The following is a 15,985-nucleotide window of genomic DNA, read 5'->3' as shown; positions in this document are numbered from 1 at the left end:
CTGCCGCCTGTCCGTTTCAATTCGATTGCGAACGCGGATGCTAAGGCAAAATGGTGGAGCAGAAGATAACCTGCCGCCGCTTTTTGAGGGGGCAGGTCAGAACGAGCGCCGCAAGGTGGCTCCTGCGGACGTTACATTCCCAGCTTTCACGCCGAAACTGCGCGTGGTGAACAAATCGAGGTACAGGCTGCGTCCCAGCTTCATATTGGTCGTAGCGCCTATTTCGAACCAACTGTCCGCATAGTGCTTGCTGTCGAGCCGGAATGGCAATTGTGCGTCGGGGTCCCGATTGGGCCGAATCTGCAATGCGGAAAGGCCGTTGCTGGTCCAGTTCCGCGACAAGGACAGTCCGGCATAGTGCTCCCGAGCACTGCCGAATGCATAATCGATGCGCATCGTAGCATTGGCCGACCAGGTCGGCTCGTCGGTTTCCTGATCGCGCAGGCCTGTGACTTCGGGCGCCGGGCGCAGCAGCTTTCCATCGGCAAACGATGCGGCCACCGTCGAAGTGAGAAAGAAGCGCGACCCCAGCGGCATTACACGGCCGAAATCGCCACCGATGGCGTAATAGTCGCTACCCTTGGCGCCGGTACTGGCGCGGCTGCCCAGCGAGGTGCTGATCCGGCCGTAATCCTGCCTGCCGAAGCTGACCCAGCCGTCGATCACCCAGTTGTCGAAGTTTCCCCCCGCTCCGAGTGTCCCGACGTAATAGTCCGAGGGCAGCGCGACGTCCGACTGTTGCAGCGTACCGTGGTAGCGCATCGCGCTGGCGCGCAAGTAGCCGCGGCCAACGGTGCGCGTCAGGCTGAGCGACTGCCAACTGCCGTCCGGACCATCGTCGCGCGCGCTGATGCCGCCGGACGCCGCCGCCGTCCATCTCAGCGGGGCGACTTGCGCGGCGCTCGTGTCACCGATCGTGCCAGTCTCGGCCTCGCGGGATGAAGTCGCGGCCGTCGTGGTTTCGGCGGCACCCTCGGTCTCTTGCGCGGCAGCAGGCTGAAGGGATAGCGACAGCGCCAGTGACGCACCAAGGGCGTGCAAATGTCTGAGCATGGCTCTGCCGTTCGCTCAGGCGGCTTTGCGCAGGGTCGGGACGAACGCGGCAGGCACTGTCACGCGCGCTACGAAGCCATCCTGACCGTGTGCGAACGAGACGTCGCCGCCGTGCGCCCGCGCGATCGAGCGGCAGACGGCGAGGCCGAGCCCGCTGCCGTTGCGGCCCGACTTGCGCGCGGCTTCACTGCGGTAGAACGGCTCGAAGGCACGATCGAACTCGTCCTCGGGGATACCCGGGCCGGCATCGACGATCTCCGCGACGGCCTCGTTGCCGCTGAGGGAGACACGCACGCGGGCGCTGTCGCCATACTTGACCGCGTTTTCCAGCAGGTTGCCGAGCAGGCGGCGGATGCCGACCGGATCGACCTCGACCGGGATGTGGGCATTGCGCTCGATCTCGACATTGGCCCCGACAAGCTGCCAGTCGGCGACACTGCCGGCGATGAGTTCTGCGAAGTCGAGCCGCTGGCGCGGACCGGGTGTCGAGGCGTCGCGGATGAAGGCGATGACCTGGCTGATCATCGCTTCCATCTCGGTCACTTCCTTCAGCAGACCCTCGCGCTGGTCATCGGGCACGTCCTCGATGCGGAAGCGCAGCCGCGTCAGCGGCGTGCGCAAGTCGTGGCTGATTGCCCCGACCATGGCGGTGCGATCGTCGACGAAAGCACGAAGGCGGTGGCGCATCTGGTTGAAGGCGTTCGCCGCGCGGCCGATCTCCGCCGGGCCGGAGAGCGGAAGGATGGTCGCCGAGGGATCGCGGCCGAGTTGCTCGGCGGCCCTGGCAAAATCGCGCAAGGGCACGACGATACGGCGTACGAACAGCCAGGCCAGCGGGCTGACGATCGCCAGAGACAGCGCGAACCACAGCATTACCCTGGTCTGCCAGGCATTGGGAAAAGGCTCGGCGCGGGGGGCCACCGCGAGCCAGCTGCCATCCGCCTGCCGCGCGGCGGCAACGAAATCCCCTTCGATGAACGGGGGCGAGGTGACATCGAACAGCGAACTCGTCACACGGCGGAACGGGATGGGCTGCGGAGAGGAAGCCGTCTGCGGGCGCACATCCGGTGCGCGTATGGCCGCGGCTGCTGCAACCGGGTGGGCAGAGGCGACGGGCTGCGGTTGAATGGCCGCAGTCGGGATGGCGGCTGTCGTGGTGGACCGGGCGGCCGGACGAGCGGGTGCTCGCTGGGTCTCGGCGATCGGCTCGGCCGCCGCGCTCGGCTGGGCGATCGGCGGTGCGATGGCGATGACGGGACTGGGCGGAGCCAAGCCGATCCCGGGCGTCAGCCCGGGCTGGGCGAAAGCGCCGGGGCCGCGGGTGGCGCCAGGGCTGCCAATCGGTCGCCCGCCTTCACCGGCTCCGATCCCCGCGGTATTGCCAGCGGCATTTCCGGGGCTGCTTGCGCTGCCTGCACCAGGGCGTCCGCCCCCGGCCTGGCCGGGGGTAGCGCCTCTCGTCCCGCCGCCGATTTGACCGCCTGGCAGGTTGGGACGGGGCATGGACGAACCGGGCTGTGCAGGTCCGCGCGGGCCTCCGCTGCCCGGAAAGCCGCCGCCGGGAAAGTTTCCGCCCGGCATGCGGCCGCCGGGAAATCCGCCGCCCGGCATGCCGGTGGGACCGGCGGATCCGCTCGCAGGCGGTCCGCCGGGAATGGCCTGGGCCTGGGCCTCGTCGATCAGCAGCGAGGATAGGCTGCCCGAACCAGAGGATTTCACGGCGAGCGGCGATCGCCCGCTGCTCGGCACTGCGACGCCGCCGACGGGAAGCTGGGTGTAGAAGGCGAGGACCACCTCGTTCGCGGGCTGGCCGATGCGCCGGGCCAGCGCATCGCGCGAGGATTCCGAGACCAGCCAGCCTTGTCCGCTGACATCGGGCGGGCCGCGCATGGCTTTGCGTTCGAGGCGCTTGGGGGCGGGGCCGCCGCCGAGCGCGCCGGCGACTTCGTCCATGTTCCATCGTTCGGCCGGGCGCGGCGGCAGGATGACGGTCAGTGCGAGCGTCACCGCCTGCGCTGCCAGCAGGGCGCACACGAGGATCGCGACCATCTGCATGGCCAGCGGCATGCCGAGTCGGCGTGGAATCTCGGGAAGGGTCATGGCTTGTGCTTTGCCATGGGAGGTTGGCAAATTCGAGACGGAGGATTGTCGCAGGCAAGCCGCCTGCGGGTGATATGCGAAGCGGGGACAGGAGAGAGGGACACGTCCCTCCTGTCCCCGCTCCGCGTTCCCGCCGCCCACCGAAGCGGGTGGCGGGAACGGTCACCACGGACCGGGCCGGACATGAATCGCCAAAAGAGGCGGGTCCGGCTGGAAACTTTCTGGCTGTAAGCGCGTTTAAGGCGCCCAATCAGCTGCTGGCGCGGCAAGTACCACGCACTTGTGTCGTTTTGCAGACTATCAATCAAGAAATTATCCGACGCGTGGAGAGCCTTTTGGGTAATTTCTTTTCGATTTGTTCCGGGGCCACCGGCGAACGGGACGGGTGCGACTACAGAACCCGCTCGGTCGATGGCCCCGGCACCGCGAGACCCCTTGGCGGAGGGATCCCGGACGGTGGCCTTGAACGCAGCGGAACCGCATGTCGCGGGAAAGGGCGCGGGGGGCGCACTAAGATCCGCGAACACGGCTGGCCGATACGTATCGCGGCAAGCTCGACTGTCCATGACTCAGCTTTTCGGGGGGCGAGGTTGCCTGTGGATTTCACTGCTTTGCAGCGACATTTCAGGGGTGTCGCAGGGTGTAACGACGGCTGAAATCCGCCCGGAACACGCACTATCCATCAGCGCACAATGATCCTAGAACCGCATGCAATGGACCTGCACACCCGCATTCTCATCGTGGACGACGACGAGGGCATTCGCTCGCTGATCGGCGATTTCCTCGCCAAGCACGGCTACGACGCCACTACGGCGGCCGATCCGCTTGAGATGCGCAAGCTGCTGGCGAGCGAGAGTTTCGACCTGATCGTGCTCGACGTCATGATGCCGCGCGAGGATGGACTCACCGCCCTGCGCCAACTGGGGCCCGATGCGCCGCCGGTGATCATGCTTTCTGCGGTCGGCAGCGACGTAGACCGGATCGTCGGGCTGGAGATGGGCGCCGACGACTATCTCGCCAAGCCGTGCAATCCGCGCGAGCTTCTGGCCCGCATCCGCACCGTTCTGCGCCGCAGGGCCGTGGCCGCGCCCGCCGGAGCATTGGCCGAGGTGGCCACGCCCCGCACGATCGAGGCCGATTCGGGTGACTGTCTGCATTTCGCGGGATGGCGCATGGATCTGGGCCTGCGCCTGCTGTTCGATCCGACCAATGCGCTTATCTCGCTGTCGGATGGCGAATTCCGCCTGCTGCGGGCCTTCGCCGAGCATCCGCGCCGCGTGCTGACGCGCGACCAGCTGCTCGACTGGTCGCGCGGTGAGGATTCGGATCATTACGACCGGGCCATCGACGTCCAGCTTTCGCGTCTGAGGCGCAAGCTCTCCGACGGCGAGGGCGGCAGCGATATCATCCGCACCGTTCGTAACGAGGGTTACCTGTTCGTCCCGGCGGTAGCGGACGATCGCCCGGCCGGTTAGCGCGCTGCCTGTACTTCGTTGGCGCGATAGCAAACTGATCGCAATTCTCTTGCAATTCGACTGAAATCCCCGGGCAAAGCCCGCAGCACAGTCCTCGCCGCTCAGGTCCAGCGATCACGCCGGACGCGAAGGAGGACGGTGATGGGAACTCGGGAGCGGGGCGCCTCTGGCGGGGAGCCGCACGGCCATGGGCTGGCCGAAGACCTTCAGGCGATAGGACGCGAGATGTTCGCCCGGCGCCGGGCACTGGCTTTCATGGCCAGCGCGGGCACGGCAGCGGCGCTGGCCGCGTGCGGCGGGGACGATTCCTCCAGTTCGTCGAGCTCGGGCGCCACCAGTTCCTCTTCGACCTCGTCGTCATCCACGTCCAGTTCGTCCTCCTCGACGTCGAGCACCTCCTCATCGTCCACTTCGGGGGGCACCTCGGATGCAAGCTGCATCGCCGATCCCACCGAGACCAATGGTCCTTACCCGGCCGACGGCACCAACACGGCCAGCGGTTCCACCTCGAACGTGCTCACCCAGAGCGGCGTGGTACGCTCCGATATCCGTTCCAGCTTCATCGGCTCGACCAATACCGCCGATGGCGTGCAACTCACGATCGAACTGCAGCTCGTCGACGTCAGCAATGGCTGCACGCCGATCGAGGGCGCTGCGATCTACGTGTGGCACTGCGATGCGGCGGGCCTCTATTCGCTTTACTCCAGCGGGGTCACGACCGAGAGCTATCTGCGCGGGGTGCAGGTGACCGACAGTGACGGCAAGGTCACCTTCACCACGATCTACCCGGCCTGCTATTCGGGCCGCTGGCCGCACATCCATTTCGAGGTGTTCACGGGCGGCCTGACTTCGGCCAGCACCGGGCGCACGGCGACGCTGATCTCGCAGCTCGCCATGCCGGCCGCCAACAACACGGCCGTGTTCACCGGCGACACCCGCTACACCGCCAGCATCGCCAACTACAACGCGATCTCGCTTTCGTCCGACAACGTGTTCGGCGACAACACGTCTGCCCAGATCGCCCAGCAGACGCCGAGCCTCAGTGGCAGCGTGAGCGCCGGATACACCGGTACGGCTCTCATCGGCATCGCGACCTGAGGCCGCCCGGCCTTCCACCAAGACCAGTTGAAATTCATCCTTTTCGGGACACCCTCGCCATGCGTTCGTTCAAGAATACCGCCAGCCTCGGAGCGCTCGCGCTCGCGCTCGTCTCCACGCCCTCGCTTGCCGATACCTCGGTGACCAAGGATACTACGAGCGCGCTCTCCACCTCGAGTGCCGGCAACGTGACGGTGGGCGAGAACGGCACGATCGCGCTGGCCAGCGGCAGCGGCATCACCATCGACAGCGATTCGACCGTGACCATGGGCGGCACCCTGGAAATGGGCGACGCCAGCAACACCTCGGGCATCACCGTCAATTCCGGGACGACCTCGAGCCTCGACATCGGCGAAGACGGCGTGATCACCGTGCTGGAGGACTACGTCGTCGATGATGAGGATTCGGACGGCATCGTCACCGACAACATCGCCTCGGCCAGCAACCGCTATGGCGTCCATGTGACCGGCGATGCGGCAGGCACGATCCTCAATGAAGGTTCGATTACGGTAGAGGGCCAGAACTCGGGCGGCATCGTGCTCGACGGTGACTGGACCGGCTCGATCACCAATATCGGCACGATCAAGGTAATCGGTGACAACGCGGTGGGCATCTCGGCGCAAGGGATCGATGGCGATCTGACCGTTGAGGGCACCGTCTCGGTCGTCGGCTCAGGATCGAGCGGGATCAACGTGGCCGGCGACGTCAGCGGAACGGTGACGATCCAGGGCACGGTGACCAAGGGCTACTCCTACACCGACGATGATGGCACGACCGAAGTGCTCTCGCGCGCGGCGCTGCGTACGGGGACCGCGGCAGTTTCGATCACTGGCAACGTCGATGGCGGCATCTATGTGGCGGCCGCGCCGATCGACCGCGATGATGACAATGACGACGAGGATGGAGACGGCGTCGACGACAGCGACGAAGCCACCGGCGTCATCACCACATATGGCAATGGGCCCGCGATCCAAGTCGGTGGAACCAGCGACATCACCGTCGGTTCGGTCACCGGCAACATGGGCACCTACTCGATCGTCATCGACGGGTCGGTGACGGCCAACTCCTACTACAGCAATACCGATGCCTACGGCCTGGTGATCGGCGGCGAGGGCGGCAACGTCACCCTGACTGACGGCATCGGCGTCTCGGGCACGCTCAGCGCGATCTCCTACGATCAATCGGCGACGGCGCTGCTCATCAACGAAGGTAGCACGGTCACGAACCTTTACAACAGCGGGACGATCTCGGCTTCGCTCACCTCCAGCGGTGAAGGCTCGACGACCGCGATCCGCGACCTGTCCGGCACGCTGACCTCGATCGAGAACACCGGCTTCATCACCGCCGGTGGCTCGAGCACCGACACGCGCACCGCGATCGACCTGTCGGCGAACACCACCGGGGTCACCATCACCCAGTACCTCAACGACGATGATGCCGAGACGAGCGCCGAGTACGTCGAGGACAATGACGAGGAAGATCCCTCCATCTATGCCCAGATCAGCGGCAACATCCTGCTGGGGTCGGGCAACGACAGCCTTTCGGCTTCGACCGGTCAGATCATCGGCGACACGTATTTCGGGGCGGGTGACGATACTCTGGCCTTGTCCGAGGATGCTCTGTACTCGGGTGACATCTATTTCGGCAGCGGCACGGCGACCGCGACGCTCTCGGGCGAATCGAGCTATTCGGGCACGATGGACTTCGCCGGGGAGACCGGCACCGTCACCATCAACGACACCGCCACGTACTCGGGCCAGTTCGCCAATGCGGACAACGTCGCGGTGACCGTCAACGGCGGCACGCTCATTCCCGATGAGGCGACGACAGTCAGCTTCGGCACTCTTACGGTCGGATCGAGCGGGACGATCGGCGTCTACGTCGACGGGGACGAGAGCTCGACGATCGTGGTCAAGAGCGCGACATTGGCCGATGGCACCAGCGTAACGGCGACGGTCAATAGCCTCGCGACCGCCGAGGGCACCTATACCGTGCTCACCTCGGACAATCTCGCAATCGAGGGTTCGCTCAACGCGTCGGTCGACACGCCGTTCATCTACAACGGTGCGGTTACAAGCGATGAGGACAACGTCTACCTGACCCTTTCGCGCAAGACGACCGGCGAACTCGGCCTTACCAAGTCGCAGGCTTCGGCCTGGGACGCGGTCTACGCGACCGCGCAGAACGATGACGACATCACCGACAGCCTGCTGCAGGTCGAGGATTCGGCAACGCTGCGCGACCAGGTCGGCGGGCTGCTGCCCGATCATGCCGGCGGCGTGTTCAAGGCCGTAACCACAGCCGATCGTCTCGCCGCCCGTCACATCAGCGATGATACGACCCTGTTCGATATCTCCGACATCGGCGGCTGGTTCGAGCCGATCTACTGGCGCGCGAGCAAGGATGCCGCCGGCTCGGCTGGTTACAAGGCCAATGGCTGGGGCCTCTCGGGCGGTGTCGAGCGGCATACCGATCTTGGCAACTTCGGCGTCTCCTACGCCTGGATGCAAGGCAAGGTGAAGAACAACGGTGGTACCGGCAAGCTCGATATCGGCCAGCATGACCTCGGCCTGTTCTGGCGCACCCAGAACGGTCCGCTGCTCGCGTGGGCACGCATCGGCGCCTCGCGCATTTCGATCGATTCGACCCGGACCTACACCGGCACGATCGACGATACCGACTTCTCGTACTCGGCCGACGGCAACTGGAAGGGCTGGCTGTTCTCGGGCCTGGCCGGCGCCTCGTATCGGTTCGACATGTCGCGCCGCTTCAGCCTCAAGCCCAAGCTGGAGCTGGAGCAGATGTGGCTGAGGGAAGACGGTTACGCCGAAACCGCCGACAGCGACGCGATGGCGCTCACCGTCGCGAGCCGCACCAGCAAGATGCTGACCGCCACTCCGACGGTCACGGCCTCCTACTCGCTGGGCACGATCTCGCCCGACTGGCGTCCGCTGACCTTCCAGCTCGAAGCCGGGCGGCGCGAGGTCCTGACCGGAAAGCTCGGCAGCACGACGGCCTACTTCAACGGCGGTGACAGCTACGATGCAGGCGATGCCTTCACGATCGCCGGCGACAGCCTCAAAGGCGCATGGATCGGCGAAGTGAGCATGCTGGCAGGCGGCTATGATTTCACCTGGAAAATCTCGGCACGAACCGAGCAGACCAGCACCGGCACGGACTTTTCGGCGCGCGCGGGGCTGAGCGTGGCGTTCTGAAATCTGCCGCCGCATGATGACCCCTCCCGACATGCACGCTTGGCGCGGGGACACTTCACGCGCCAAGCGTTGCCGCCTCGCCACGCGGGCGGACAGCCTTTTCATCCGGACTGGATCTATTTTCATGCGACAGGCATCGTAGCGCCAGTTACATCGCTGCGATGTCCCTCCTACTGGCGATCGCCGCAGCGTCTGCCTCCGCTTCCGGCATTTGCGTCTCGTCGATCCATGATGGCGATACCATCCGTCTCTGCAGCGGGGAGCGGGTGCGCCTGGCGGATATCGATGCCCCAGAACTTGATGGCTCTGCGCGCTGCGAGAAGGCGCAGCGCAAGAAGCTGGCGGCTTCCAAAAACCCGCCATGGTGCGACTTCCAGCTTGGGAACGAGAGCCGCGATGCCCTGAAGAACCTGATCGGTCAGGGGCATGTGACCATCGAACGCCTCGGCAAGGATGCCTATGGCCGCACGCTCGCCCACATTTATGTCAATGAGCGTGATGCGGGAAAATATCTGATCACATGGGGGCTTGCCCGGCAGTGGGTCAAGTAGCCGGGAAAGTCCGGTGGGTCGGCCGGCTGAACGTTTGACCTTCACCGGCTACACCGTGCCAGCAAGATGACGGCCTGCTGGCAGTTCACCGATCGATCGTGAGAAGGCCCGAACACGGGGCGCTAGCGCCGCTGGCGAGCTTCTCCGGTTGGGGCATGATGAATGCGGCCCAGGCTTCCATCAGCGTCCGCCGCATGGCGGTGAGGTCGCTTCGCAGATAAGCTCTCTCGGTTTGCGAAAGCACGCTGTGCGAGAGTATCATTTCGGCGACCATTGCGGGTATGGCAGGCATCTCTTCTGCGGCCCAATCCCGAAAACTTGAACGAAGTCCGTGGACCGTCGCATGGCCCCATCCTTGTGCGAGCATTGAGTTGCGAAGGGCTCCGTTATTGAGCAAAGCACCGCTGCGCCCTGGGAATACCACGTGCGATTTGCCTCTCAGCACTGCGGCCCGGCGCAAGATGACGAGCGCTGCTTCACTTAGCGGTACGCTGCTCGCTCTACGCGATTTCATGATGTGCGCAGGCTTAGACCAAATTTTTGTGTCGAGGTCGATCTGGTCCCAGGTTGCCTGACGCACTTCCCCGCTGCGTGAAGCGGTCAGCGCTGCAAAGGCAAGTGCGAGCCGTCCGGAGCTTTCTGTCCCGCCAAGCAGGTCATGCATGAACACGGGCACCTGTCGGAATGGGACAGCCGGATGGTGCTGACTTTGTGATTGGCGCGCGAGGCCCCGGCGAACGACCTGTTTTTGCGGGACGTCCTGCGTGCGCAAGCCGGTCGCATGGCAATAGGCCAGCACCTGATTGATGCGGGTGAACACCTTCTTTGCGGTAGACGGTTTGTCTGTCCACACCGGAGCCAGAGTGGCCCGGATCATGGCGTGGTCGATAATGTCGACGCTGTGGCTACCAAGTGTGGGTATGGCATAGCTGAGCATGGTCGATTTGAAATCGGCCGCATGCTTGGCGGTCCACCCCCTCGAGAGCTCTGCGTGCGCCAGATCGACGGCTTGTGCGAAAGTGGGACTACGCTGCACCTCGCGGTCGCGCTCGGCCACCGGATCGAGTCCAGCGAGCGTCAGCCGGCGCAGGATTGCGGCTTTGTCGCGAGCCTCGGCAAGGGTGAGCACCTTCCTGCGCAAGATTTCCACCGCATGGACCGGATCATCCTGGCGGCGGCGACCAAGATCGACTGACCCCAGGCCGATATCGCGCCGCCGTCCTTGATGCTGAATGCGCAGCACCCACGAGCGTGCGCGATTTCCATTGACCATAAGGTAGAGGCCGTCGCCATCGCAGTGACGCCCGTTCTTGGCGGCGCGGACATGAAAAACCGTCAATTTTCCCATCTCGATGTTCCCTTCATTGTTCCCTCACAAAGCGGCCCTTGCTGAAGACTGCGGGCTGCAGCCGGAAAAGCCGCCGCCGGGAGGGCCTCGGACACTGCACTTCGCCTGGTGATGAACAGAGCAAGCAGCCGCTTGCCGGAGCCGAATGGTGCAAATCCTCGCGAACTTGCCGGCCCATCACGGTTCTCCCAGTAGAAGCCGGGGTATTGTCGCGCAGTGCGCAGAATTCAGCGAGATCCTGTCTGGTGACAGGAGGGGCCATCCCTCACGCGTTCCTGCGACAGGCAAGCGGCCGGCGATAGCAGCGGTTCCGTAAATCAGGCGTAGCGACCGCGCAAATGGAGGCACAATGGCTTTCGCAATTGTAACTTCAGATAGATATGCATTCGCCCCTACGCTGAAGGCCGATGGTATCCGGAGGCGGTTTGCAAATGGACAATGACAGCGATTGCGTGGGAATCGCGCAGGTCAATCGTGCGCTAGACAATGCATTCTTCAGCGGCTGGCCGCAGGATGAATTCGAGCTGCTGGAGTTCTTCGTCCAGCTTAGAAAATTGACCATGGCAGACGCTTTGGCGCACGAGCCGATCGAACTCCCGTTGACCCGGCAGTAAGTCCCGTCCGTGTGAGCCCGCCTGCTTCGGGACAGGCAGTACAACGCGTCATCAGGCAAAAATGCCGATGCAGGTGCTTTCCTTCTCCCATCCGCGGCGCTGAAGCTTAGCAGGGGCGCCCCCGGCCCCACGGCCGGGCCGGGCTCTGCTTTCGCTGACGCTCCAGTCGAGCCGCCTGGCGGCGTCTCGCCGGCAAGGCCGCAACGATCCCTGGCGCGAAAGTCTCGTCCCGCATCGCGGTTCGCTCGGGATGCCCTAGGCATCCCGGATGCGGGCGCCGCGCGGGCGCGCGGCGGCGCTGGGCCTTGTCGGCTCCAAAGTGGCGGGGGGCGTCGCTGCCCTGTAGCCCCGCCTCGCCGGGCCGCAACCCGTCCGCTTCGCGCCCGGCTCCTCCATTTCATTTCGGCCTTTGCAGGTGCGCCCCGCCTTAGGCCGGCGGGGCTGTCGAGCATGCTCCTGCCGCCCCCCGCCACCCTGGCGCCGGTCAATGGCGGTTGAGAAAGGAGCAGAGAAGATGAGCCATCACAGCCTCTATGGTGAGGTCACCGCGCGGATCATCGCCGAACTGGAAGACGGGCGCCTGCCTTGGGTGAAGCCGTGGGATCCTTCGCGTTGTCCCTGCATGATGCCGAGAAATGCGGCGTCGGGCCGCTACTATTCCGGGATAAATGTGCTCATTTTATGGGCAGCGGGAGCGGGTAACGGGTTCTCCTCGCAGCGATGGCTTACATACCGGCAGGCCGAGGCGGCTGGTGGCAACGTCCGGCGCGGCGAGAAGGGCACCACTGTGTGCTACGCTGACAGGTTCGTCCCCAGGGATGAGGCAGCACGGGCCCAGAGCGAGGGCGCACAGGCGAAGACGATTGCGTTTCTGAAACGGTTTGTGGTTTTCAATCTGGACCAGTGCGAGGGTCTCTGCGATGATCTTACGGCGCCGGTTGAACTGCCCGATCCGGTTCTGGCGATCGGGCAGGCGGACCGGCTCATTGCCGACACGGGCGCGGATTTCCGGGTGGGCGGCGTAGACGCTTTCTATGCGCCGGGATTCGATTATGTGCAGGTGCCTCCTCAGGCAGCCTTTCCCGAGCCCGCCGACTGGTACCGGACGGCACTGCACGAACTGGGCCACTGGGTCGGCGGCAAGGGACGCCTGGAGCGCGATCAGACCGGTCACTTCGGATCTGAGGCTTACGCCCGGGAAGAATTGACGGCCGAACTCACATCAGCGTTCACTTGCGCAGCGCTGGGTATCGAGCCCAGCGTCCGGCATTCCGATTACATTGCGACGTGGCTTCACCTGATTCGCGCTGACGAAAAGGCGATTTTTCGCGCCGCGAGCGCAGCAAGCAAGGCTGCGGACTGGCTGCTCTCATGCGGGCAGCGGCAGGACTAACTTTCCTGCCAATTTCGGCTCGCAAAGCCGGTCCCGCTGCGCCGCATGCGGCGGGACCGGCCGCGGATTGCGGACGTCTGCCGGCGCTCCCCATTGCGTCATCGAACGCCCCGCGATGGGTGTGCAGCAGGTCTCGCCATGCCCTTATCCAGGGCGTGGCAATGTCCGACGCTGGCATGGCGATCAGCGTCTTTGTTGTGGGCAGGACACGGTGACTATGAGCATGACGATGACGAAGAAGGACAGGCGGACAGGCAGTGAAGTGGTTCACGACATGCTCGAAGAGGACGGCTGTTCAGCGCGCTCCCATGAGGTGCGCCTGCAGTTTCCAGGGAGCATCAGGACGCTTGCCACCGGCCCTTGCCGTGCCACGTCATCAAGGGCCTTTGGCGCGGCGAATTGCCGACTTTTCGCTGCATTGAGGAACTCGGCGCGGTGCTGAAAGCGCCAGTGCAGCGACTTTGCAGCGACTTGACCCGGCGCCAGAAGAAGCGAAGCCAGGGCCTCCGGCCGGCTCGCCTCGGCAGCGGATCGAACGATGCGGATTTCGGCAGAAATGGCAAAGTTCCCTGCCAGGAATCACGCGAATTTGGGAGGGTGACTTAATCAATGGCGCGGACCAAATCGATGTTCCCGAGCGGGCCTGCAAGCCCGCTGACCGGGCGCCGAGATGCGCGCGATGATGGCCTGCACGTGCGTGCAGATATCGTGCCAAGGTCTGGTCGCTGCGACCCTCCGCTCGACACGACTTTCAGGCGCGTAGGTGATCATACCCGGGCCAATGAACACTCAAAATGATGCGGCCATGCTGTCGGACAAGCGCCGGGCCCATTGCCAGGTTCCGAAAGGCCCATCGGCGAAATCCCGTACAGGCCAGCAAGTGGCAGGCATCGATAATAGCGGTTCCAGCCTCTGCCCAGGCGACAAAGCGAAACCGACGAATGTTTGGGGAGCGCACCGACCACCGCGCTGGTCGCTCTGGACTACGCCGGCGCTTTGCCGGTGGCGGTATGGCTCCTTCGCGATGGGCATTGCTGCGGACCCGTCCGTGTCACCGGATTTTGGCCGCACCACCTCTTCGGGCGATGCACGGCGCGGACGGCGTCGCTGCGCCCAATTTTCACACCCAGATACCGATTATCTGATGCGCCCTGCGCCCGCCGGCATTGAACGGCCCGGCGTGGTCGAATTTACCCCCCGGACGTTTTCGACCCTGCCGGCGGACTGGCGTTTGTTTCAGATCGAGGGTCCTCAACAGGGCGGCGGCGGGCCGCCCCGGGGCGAAGAGGACCTTACCGATGAACATCCCCGATGACGTCGAAAGGGCGCAGCGTGCCCGGCGCGGCTCCCCCTTCCTCAACACCGATCAGGCAGCGGCTTATCTCAAGGTTTCGCCGCGTCTCCTCAAGCGACTGCGCCGGCGCGGTGACGGACCGACATATCGGCGCCACAGCCAGCTGGTGCATTACCACATCGACGATCTCGAGGCTTGGAGCGAGGCCAACGCCGAACGTGAGCTGAAGCGATGAGTGCGCCCGACCTGCGTGCGCACAGCGCCGCGATCGGTGCCGGGCCACAACCGCGGCGCATGTCTGCGCCGCCCCAATGCCGGCCAAGACGCCGCACTATCGCAGCGGGAATACTCGCGGCAGGTCTTGCCCTGACGAGCGCGTTTCCTCCCACACCGCGCCTGGTGTGGAATGCGAGTTCGAGTGCCCCGCGCGGGCTCTATACGGTCTCGCCCGGCGCCAATATTCGCACCGGCGAAATGGTTGTCGCCCGGCTCACACCTGCCTGGGAAGACTTTGCGGCCGAGCGGCGATATCTCGCTGCCCATGTGCCATTGGTGAAACGCGTCGCCGCCGGGCCTGGCGACCGGGTCTGTGCACGGGGCGGCAAGATTTTTCGCAACGGCGTCTTTCTGGCCGGCCGTCTCGGGCGGGATCGTGCCGGGCGCACAATGCCGTGGTGGAGAGGCTGCCTGCGCCTGCGATCGGGGCAATTTCTTCTGCTTATGGCCGGTAACCCAGCCTCATTTGACGGACGCTATTTCGGGATTACGAGCCAGCAGTACGTCATTGGCCGGGCGACGCTCCTATGGGCGCGGTGAGGCCGGCCTGGATGATGGCGCTGCTATTGATGCCGGCCGTTACGGGCACGCCGGCAGTGGCCGCGACCAGGAGCGTGGACCGGTGGAGCGCGCTGATTGGTGAGGCCGCCGCCCGGTTCGCGGTACCGCGAAGCTGGATCGAGCGTGTCATCCAGGCGGAAAGCGCCGGCCGTACGCTTCAGGACGGACGCCCAATTCGCAGTGGCAAGGGCGCGATCGGGCTCATGCAGCTGATGCCCGGGACCTGGGCCGAGATGCGTGACCGCTTGCATCTTGGGGATGATCCGGACGATCCTCGCGACAACATTCTGGCAGGGACATGCTACCTCAGCATGCTGCACGCGCGTTTCGGCTATCCAGGTCTTTTCGCTGCATACAATGCCGGTCCCGCGCGCTACGAAGAGCATCTCTCCGGGCGGCCCTTGCCCCGCGAAACGAGAGACTATCTTGCGCGCGTGACCGGCCCTGCCCGTGATGCGCCGTCCCTTGCATCGCGCTCGATCTTCGTGGTCCCCGGCGGAGGCGAAAGCGCTTCGAAGGATGGACCCGGCGATGACGCTGCGATCGATCCCCTGTTCGCGATCCGCAGGCGATGATGCGCGTGGCACTGCGCGGTATTCCGGTGCTCGTAGCACCGTGGATCGCAGCGGCGTGTCGGGCGCGCTGGCCTGAAGATCCAGGCGGCTTGCAGGCCCGTGACGGCGCGGTGGCACCACGCTCAATACGAAATCGGCGGGCCATGCGCGGCGCGATCAGTTGCACAATTTTCCTGGTTTGCAGCTGGCCCGCGCGTGGGAAGCATCCGCCGCGACGTGCCGGCTCGGCCATATTCATCATGTGCCTTGCGCAGGTGCAATTCCACTATCCCTGCGGCATCGCAGGACCCTGGCGCGCTGCGGGCATGGAGGGTGCCGGACACTGTGCCAGCCCGGGAGACAGCAGCGCGCCTTCGCGGTTACCTGACATGCCGGCTTTAGGGGCCGGTGATGCCAGCGACCGGATAGCATTCTTGGCATTGCCGCGGCAGA

The 15,985-nt window shown here is 64.8% G+C and carries 13 protein-coding genes; 9 read left to right on the top strand and 4 right to left on the bottom strand.

Annotated elements, in window-relative coordinates; all coding sequences use genetic code 11:
* Positions 1-96 precede the first annotated feature (96 nt).
* A complete protein-coding gene (locus HWN72_RS15020; RefSeq protein WP_211150585.1) occupies positions 97-1,053 on the bottom strand; it encodes an autotransporter outer membrane beta-barrel domain-containing protein in 957 nt (318 codons plus the stop codon).
* A gap of 15 nt (positions 1,054-1,068) precedes the next feature.
* Positions 1,069-3,153: an ATP-binding protein gene (locus tag HWN72_RS31715; RefSeq protein WP_211150584.1), complete on the bottom strand. Its 2,085-nt coding sequence runs from the start codon at positions 3,151-3,153 to the stop codon at positions 1,069-1,071.
* Positions 3,154-3,866: 713 nt separating this feature from the next.
* Between HWN72_RS31715 and HWN72_RS15010 the strand changes: the two genes are divergently transcribed.
* A complete protein-coding gene (locus tag HWN72_RS15010; protein WP_248006029.1) occupies positions 3,867-4,628 on the top strand; it encodes a response regulator in 762 nt (253 codons plus the stop codon).
* Between the two features lie 206 nt (positions 4,629-4,834).
* Here HWN72_RS15010 and HWN72_RS15005 read toward each other — a convergent pair whose 3' ends face one another.
* Entirely contained in the window at positions 4,835-5,068 is a 234-nt protein-coding gene (locus tag HWN72_RS15005; RefSeq protein ID WP_036527459.1) for a hypothetical protein, read from the bottom strand.
* 73 nt (positions 5,069-5,141) lie between these two features.
* On the opposite strand from HWN72_RS15005, the gene HWN72_RS15000 reads away from it, so the two are divergent.
* The 3 genes from HWN72_RS15000 to HWN72_RS14990 all read left to right on the top strand — a co-directional run bounded on the left by HWN72_RS15000 (position 5,142) and on the right by HWN72_RS14990 (position 9,492).
* Positions 5,142-5,726, top strand: coding sequence for an intradiol ring-cleavage dioxygenase (locus tag HWN72_RS15000; RefSeq protein ID WP_289357472.1), 585 nt, complete (start codon positions 5,142-5,144; stop codon positions 5,724-5,726).
* A gap of 59 nt (positions 5,727-5,785) precedes the next feature.
* Positions 5,786-8,941: an autotransporter domain-containing protein gene (locus HWN72_RS14995; RefSeq protein ID WP_211150582.1), complete on the top strand. Its 3,156-nt coding sequence runs from the start codon at positions 5,786-5,788 to the stop codon at positions 8,939-8,941.
* Between the two features lie 266 nt (positions 8,942-9,207).
* On the top strand, positions 9,208-9,492 hold the full coding sequence (locus HWN72_RS14990) for a thermonuclease family protein (RefSeq protein WP_081799101.1): 285 nt from the start codon (positions 9,208-9,210) through the stop codon (positions 9,490-9,492).
* Positions 9,493-9,577: 85 nt separating this feature from the next.
* Here the strand turns inward: HWN72_RS14990 and HWN72_RS14985 are convergent, their stop codons facing one another.
* Positions 9,578-10,840 carry an integrase arm-type DNA-binding domain-containing protein gene (locus tag HWN72_RS14985; protein WP_211150581.1) on the bottom strand — a complete coding sequence of 421 codons (1,263 nt, stop codon included), beginning with the start codon at positions 10,838-10,840 and terminating at the stop codon, positions 9,578-9,580.
* A gap of 431 nt (positions 10,841-11,271) precedes the next feature.
* Here HWN72_RS14985 and HWN72_RS14980 point away from each other — a divergent pair, with 431 nt between their 5' ends.
* The 5 genes from HWN72_RS14980 (at position 11,272) to HWN72_RS14960 (ending at position 15,553) form a co-directional block, all read left to right on the top strand.
* Positions 11,272-11,454 carry a hypothetical protein gene (locus tag HWN72_RS14980; protein WP_211150580.1) on the top strand — a complete coding sequence of 61 codons (183 nt, stop codon included), beginning with the start codon at positions 11,272-11,274 and terminating at the stop codon, positions 11,452-11,454.
* 514 nt (positions 11,455-11,968) lie between these two features.
* Positions 11,969-12,847, top strand: a complete 879-nt coding sequence (locus HWN72_RS14975) for an ArdC family protein (RefSeq protein ID WP_211150579.1) — start codon at positions 11,969-11,971, stop codon at positions 12,845-12,847.
* A 1,298-nt stretch (positions 12,848-14,145) separates the two neighbouring features.
* Positions 14,146-14,376: a helix-turn-helix domain-containing protein gene (locus HWN72_RS14970; protein ID WP_036527468.1), complete on the top strand. Its 231-nt coding sequence runs from the start codon at positions 14,146-14,148 to the stop codon at positions 14,374-14,376.
* The gene (locus HWN72_RS14965) at positions 14,373-14,957 is read left to right on the top strand and encodes a S26 family signal peptidase (RefSeq protein ID WP_248006028.1); all 585 of its coding nucleotides are present in this window, start codon (positions 14,373-14,375) and stop codon (positions 14,955-14,957) included. Before HWN72_RS14970 ends, HWN72_RS14965 begins: the two co-directional genes overlap by 4 nt.
* Positions 14,945-15,553 (top strand): lytic transglycosylase domain-containing protein, encoded by a 609-nt coding sequence (locus tag HWN72_RS14960; RefSeq protein WP_211150578.1) that lies wholly within the window; start codon positions 14,945-14,947, stop codon positions 15,551-15,553. Before HWN72_RS14965 ends, HWN72_RS14960 begins: the two co-directional genes overlap by 13 nt.
* The last annotated feature ends 432 nt before the right edge of the window (positions 15,554-15,985 follow it).

This window comes from Novosphingobium sp. HR1a (assembly GCF_015594425.1).
Lineage (GTDB): Bacteria > Pseudomonadota > Alphaproteobacteria > Sphingomonadales > Sphingomonadaceae > Novosphingobium > Novosphingobium resinovorum_A.
This window is presented reverse-complemented; position numbering and strand designations above follow the sequence as displayed.

What these genes read in the sequence shown, in the direction of transcription:
- HWN72_RS15020 (WP_211150585.1), bottom strand. Translation starts at nt 1,053, where the DNA reads ATGCTCAGACATTTGCACGCCCTTGGTGCGTCACTGGCGCTGTCGCTA.
- HWN72_RS14985 (WP_211150581.1), bottom strand. Translation starts at nt 10,840, where the DNA reads ATGGGAAAATTGACGGTTTTTCATGTCCGCGCCGCCAAGAACGGGCGT.
- HWN72_RS14975 (WP_211150579.1), top strand. Translation starts at nt 11,969, where the DNA reads ATGAGCCATCACAGCCTCTATGGTGAGGTCACCGCGCGGATCATCGCC.
- HWN72_RS14980 (WP_211150580.1), top strand. Translation starts at nt 11,272, where the DNA reads ATGGACAATGACAGCGATTGCGTGGGAATCGCGCAGGTCAATCGTGCG.
- HWN72_RS15005 (WP_036527459.1), bottom strand. Translation starts at nt 5,068, where the DNA reads ATGCAGCTTGCATCCGAGGTGCCCCCCGAAGTGGACGATGAGGAGGTG.
- HWN72_RS14970 (WP_036527468.1), top strand. Translation starts at nt 14,146, where the DNA reads ATGAACATCCCCGATGACGTCGAAAGGGCGCAGCGTGCCCGGCGCGGC.
- HWN72_RS15010 (WP_248006029.1), top strand. Translation starts at nt 3,867, where the DNA reads ATGGACCTGCACACCCGCATTCTCATCGTGGACGACGACGAGGGCATT.
- HWN72_RS14995 (WP_211150582.1), top strand. Translation starts at nt 5,786, where the DNA reads ATGCGTTCGTTCAAGAATACCGCCAGCCTCGGAGCGCTCGCGCTCGCG.
- HWN72_RS14960 (WP_211150578.1), top strand. Translation starts at nt 14,945, where the DNA reads ATGGGCGCGGTGAGGCCGGCCTGGATGATGGCGCTGCTATTGATGCCG.
- HWN72_RS14965 (WP_248006028.1), top strand. Translation starts at nt 14,373, where the DNA reads ATGAGTGCGCCCGACCTGCGTGCGCACAGCGCCGCGATCGGTGCCGGG.
- HWN72_RS31715 (WP_211150584.1), bottom strand. Translation starts at nt 3,153, where the DNA reads ATGACCCTTCCCGAGATTCCACGCCGACTCGGCATGCCGCTGGCCATG.